The 4424-nt window shown below is 40.3% G+C and carries 3 protein-coding genes, 5 tRNA genes and 1 rRNA gene; 8 read left to right on the forward strand and 1 reads right to left on the reverse strand.

All coding sequences use genetic code 11. From position 1 onward, the window contains the following. Positions 1 to 67: 67 nt before the first annotated feature. The 4 genes from FE392_RS19360 to birA all read left to right on the forward strand — a co-directional run bounded on the left by FE392_RS19360 (position 68) and on the right by birA (position 2451). Positions 68 to 143: transfer RNA gene (locus FE392_RS19360), tRNA-Thr, on the forward strand. A gap of 35 nt (positions 144 to 178) precedes the next feature. Further along, positions 179 to 294 (forward strand): 5S ribosomal RNA (gene rrf, locus FE392_RS19365). A 160-nt stretch (positions 295 to 454) separates the two neighbouring features. Continuing rightward, positions 455 to 1495 (forward strand): UDP-N-acetylmuramate dehydrogenase, encoded by a 1041-nt coding sequence (murB, locus tag FE392_RS19370; protein WP_319931780.1) that lies wholly within the window; start codon positions 455 to 457, stop codon positions 1493 to 1495. After that, positions 1492 to 2451, forward strand: coding sequence for a bifunctional biotin--[acetyl-CoA-carboxylase] ligase/biotin operon repressor BirA (gene birA, locus FE392_RS19375; RefSeq protein ID WP_319931781.1), 960 nt, complete (start codon positions 1492 to 1494; stop codon positions 2449 to 2451). Before murB ends, birA begins: the two co-directional genes overlap by 4 nt. A 33-nt stretch (positions 2452 to 2484) precedes the next feature. Here the strand turns inward: birA and coaA are convergent, their stop codons facing one another. Beyond that, the gene (gene coaA / locus FE392_RS19380; protein ID WP_319931782.1) at positions 2485 to 3435 is read right to left on the reverse strand and encodes a type I pantothenate kinase; all 951 of its coding nucleotides are present in this window, start codon (positions 3433 to 3435) and stop codon (positions 2485 to 2487) included. A 426-nt stretch (positions 3436 to 3861) separates the two neighbouring features. On the opposite strand from coaA, the gene FE392_RS19385 reads away from it, so the two are divergent. The 4 genes from FE392_RS19385 (at position 3862) to FE392_RS19400 (ending at position 4296) form a co-directional block, all read left to right on the forward strand. Continuing rightward, positions 3862 to 3937, forward strand: a tRNA-Thr gene (locus FE392_RS19385). A 17-nt stretch (positions 3938 to 3954) separates the two neighbouring features. Then, positions 3955 to 4039, forward strand: a tRNA-Tyr gene (locus FE392_RS19390). 100 nt (positions 4040 to 4139) lie between these two features. Then, positions 4140 to 4214 (forward strand) — tRNA-Gly (locus tag FE392_RS19395). A gap of 6 nt (positions 4215 to 4220) precedes the next feature. Continuing rightward, positions 4221 to 4296 (forward strand) — tRNA-Thr (locus tag FE392_RS19400). Positions 4297 to 4424: the final 128 nt, after the last annotated feature.

Below are 4424 nucleotides of genomic sequence, written 5' to 3' on the forward strand. Positions count from 1 at the left end.
TAGGACACTGCCAGACATCAAATTATAAGTGTTGCCCGTTTGGCAACACTTTTTTATTTTAGTATTCGCTGATATGGCTCAGTTGGTAGAGCACACCCTTGGTAAGGGTGAGGTCCCCAGTTCGAATCTGGGTATCAGCACCATGAATAATATGTTCGGCAAATAAAAACAGGATTTGTCTGGCGGCAATAGCGCGGTGGTCCCACCTGACCCCATGCCGAACTCAGCAGTGAAACGCCGTAGCGCCGATGGTAGTGTGGGGTCTCCCCATGTGAGAGTAGGACACTGCCAAGCTTTAAATTAAGTCAAAAGGCCACTCATATGAGTGGCCTTTTGCATTTCTGCAGTTAGGATCTTCATCAATAGATAGGCAACCGGTAACTACGTCTTATCTTTCAAATATAGAGTCTGATAGACTACGACATAAATTACTTATTTATTGAGCTTAAATTGAATGTCTGCCTGTCAATCCACCCAATTAAAAACGTTCAACACATTTGGCATTTCAGCCAATGCAGATCATATTTGCACCGTTACTTCTATTGAATCTCTTTTGGCCTTATGGCAAGAAGCAATGGGAAAGTATCAGCCGATATTATTGTTGGGAGGAGGAAGTAACGTTCTCTTCACCGAAAATTTTAAAGGAACTGTAATTTTAAACCGTATTCTCGGCATCGATATAAAAGAATCTGAATCTGCATGGCACATTCATGTTGGCGCTGGAGAAAATTGGCATGAGCTAATTACCTATTTGCTCAAACAACAGATCTACGGTTTAGAAAATTTAGCTTTGATTCCAGGTAATGTGGGTTCTGCCCCTATTCAAAACATTGGGGCATATGGTATTGAATTTAAAAATGTCTGTGAATATGTTGATTTTGTTGAATTGAAAACGGGTCATTCAATTCGTCTGACAGCAGATGAGTGCCAATTTGCATATAGAGACAGTGTCTTTAAGCATAAATATAAAGATGGTTATGCTATTACATCCGTTGGCTTGCGTTTAAATAAAGCGTGGGAACCAATTTTAACTTATGGTGCCTTGGTACATTTCTCACGGGAAAATGTAACACCTGAGCAAATATTCGATGCTGTATGTGAAATGCGCCAAAGTAAATTGCCAGATCCCGCTGTAATGGGAAATGCTGGAAGTTTCTTCAAAAATCCAATTATATCGGCTGAATTAGCACAAAAAATTAAATTAGAGTATCCAACTTGCCCTCAGTATTATCAAAATGAGGAAAGTGTAAAAATTGCTGCGGGTTGGCTTATCGATCAATGTCATTTGAAAGGCTATTCGATTGGAGATGCTGCTGTGCATACTCAGCAAGCATTGGTATTGATTAATAAAGGAAATGCTTCAGGGCAAGATATTATTGCCTTGGCTACTCATGTGCGTAGTGAAGTAGCTGAAAAATTTAATATTTTCTTAGAGCCTGAAGTACGCTTCATAGGTAGTGAAGGTGAAATTGATGCAGTGGAGTGTATTTCATGAAAGATATTAGTATTCCATTAAAACTTATTAAAGTGTTATCTGATGGAGAAATTCACTCAGGGCAGCAGCTTGGCCAAGAATTGGGAATGAGCCGAGCGGGGATCAATAAACATATCCAGACTATTCGTGAGTGGGGAGTAGAAATTTTAACGCTTCCTGGTAAGGGATATCGTTTCCCAGCTCCGATGGAACTTCTTGATCAGGATATAATTTCGAGTTACCTGCCAAACGATCGCATTGAAGTGATACCTGTCATTAATTCTACCAACCAATATTTATTAGAAAAATTGGCTGAATTGAATTCAGGTGACTCCTGTGTTGCCGAATATCAGTATGCAGGGCGAGGACGTCGAGGAAGGCAGTGGGTTTCTGCTTTTGGCAGAAACTTATATTTGTCTATGTATTGGCGATTGGAACAAGGCCCTGCTGCGGCAGTTGGCTTAAGCCTGGTTGTTGGAATTGTGATTGCAGAAGTCCTAAATCGTCAGGGAGCTGAAAGAGTAAAAGTAAAATGGCCAAATGATTTATATCTTGATGATAAGAAATTGGCAGGGATATTGGTTGAGCTGACAGGGAGAACGGGAGATTCTGCTCAGATTGTTATTGGAATAGGTATGAATATCTCGATGAACAATGAACAGCAGCAATTAATCAGCCAACAATGGGCAAGCTTACAACAGGCAGGAATGAAAGTTGAACGGAATAAACTGATTGCTGAAATTATTCTGGAGCTGAAAGAGGCGTTAATTCAGTTTGAAAGTGAGGGGTTATCACCTTTTGTTTCTAGATGGTTTAAGTTAGATAATTTTATTGATCGCCCAGTAAAATTAATTATTGGCGATCAGGATATTTATGGTATAGCCCGTGGTATCGATCAGCAAGGAGCTTTATTGCTTGATATCAATGGAGTTATCACTCCTTATATAGGTGGGGAGATTTCTTTGCGGGGTTGTTGAGGATAGAGCCGGAAATATTTCCGGCTGCTGGTTTTATTTCCTTAATCTGACACTTTCAATGGAATGGTTGGCGCCTTTTGTCATAATCAAGCTAGCCCGCTCCCTTGTCGGAAGAATATTTTGCTGTAAATTTAACCCGTTAATTTCTTTCCAAATGTTTGATGCAACACTTACAGCTTCCTCTGGCGTCAATTTCGAATAGCTATGGAAGTAAGAATCTGGATCGGAAAACGCGCCTTGTCTAAATTTCAGAAAACGGCTGACATACCATTGTTCCAGTAAGTCTTCCGCTGCATCAACATAAATAGAAAAATCAACGAAATCAGATACAAAAACGTGGTGTGGCTCGTGCGGGTAATCCATGCCGCTTTGCAATACATTCAAACCTTCAAGAATGAGAATATCAGGCTTCTCAATGGTGAGCTTTTCTTCGGGGACAATATCATAGCTCAAGTGAGAATATACCGGTGCGGAAACTCTCTCTTCTCCTGATTTTATATCGGCGACAAATTTGACCAAGCTACGCATATCATAGGATTCAGGAAATCCTTTTTTCTTCATTAGGCCACGTTCATTCAACACATTATTAGAGTGCAAAAAGCCATCTGTCGTTACTAATTTCACCCGGCGGTGTTCGGGCCAACGACTAAGTAACGCTTGTAATAAACGGGCTGTCGTACTTTTTCCTACAGCAACGCTGCCTGCGATACCAATAACATAAGGTACTTTTTGCTTATCAGTTCCTAAAAATTGCTCAAGAACAGCTTGCCTACGTAGATTGGAGCTAATATAAAAATTGAGTAGACGTGACAATGGAAGGTAAATTTCAATTACTTCATCAATTGAAATCTCTTCATTAATCCCTTTTAAGGCTGCCACTTCTTCTTCTGTTAATGTCAAAGGCACTGAGTCACGCAATGTTGCCCAGTGTTCACGATCAAATTGTAAATATGGAGTCGTCAAAAAAGATTCTTTCTTATTCATAAGCCAACATCTGCCTGTCTATGCAGGTTGGACAGGTTGTTGATAACACCCGTATCCGACAAAAAATAAATCTCATAATATCGGTTGAGTTAGCTTAGGCGTAGATTTTTTTATGATTTTAGTAATTTTTTTGATGAGAAATACAAAAAACTAAAAAATGTTCTATCTCCGTGACAGTTTTGAAAGGCTATTCTTATCTTTTTTGAAAAAAAGAATTAAGTTGTTGCAAATGAATTGCAAAAAATAACGGACAAATATAGTTATTTCGATTTTCTACATGGAGTCTTATTGTTTGTAATTTGGCCATCAATGATTGAAAAGGCATCAATATCACTAAATGCGGACGCTTTGTGAGCGAACGAATAAAAAAAACAATTTTTTTGTTGCATCGAACTCAAACACCTCATAGAATGCGCAGCACTTGATGCCGGCATAGCTCAGTTGGTAGAGCAACTGACTTGTAATCAGTAGGTCCCGAGTTCGACTCTTGGTGCCGGCACCAATTTTAAAATTTGGAAAGGTGGGGTTCCCGAGCGGCCAAAGGGAGCAGACTGTAAATCTGCCGTCACAGACTTCGAAGGTTCGAATCCTTCCCCCACCACCATTAACCAGTTTTCATCTTGAGTGTTCTGCTCGAGTTATACTCCAGAAAAAACACTTGAGATATATAATACAGCTGATTAAACTCAGGTAGCCGAGTTCACGCGGGCATCGTATAATGGCTATTACCTCAGCCTTCCAAGCTGATGATGCGGGTTCGATTCCCGCTGCCCGCTCCAAGATGTGCTGATATAGCTCAGTTGGTAGAGCACACCCTTGGTAAGGGTGAGGTCGGCAGTTCGAATCTGCCTATCAGCACCACTTCCCCTGTTCTGCCTCCTGAATTTCTTCCTGTGAATATCTAAACAAGCAACTGCTTGGTTGATGTGGTGAAACCACCGATTCCGTGTCTTAGAGGGACAACACAATGTCTAAAGAAAAGTTTGAAC

It is taken from the genome of Xenorhabdus santafensis (assembly GCF_033949405.1).
GTDB lineage: Bacteria > Pseudomonadota > Gammaproteobacteria > Enterobacterales > Enterobacteriaceae > Xenorhabdus > Xenorhabdus santafensis.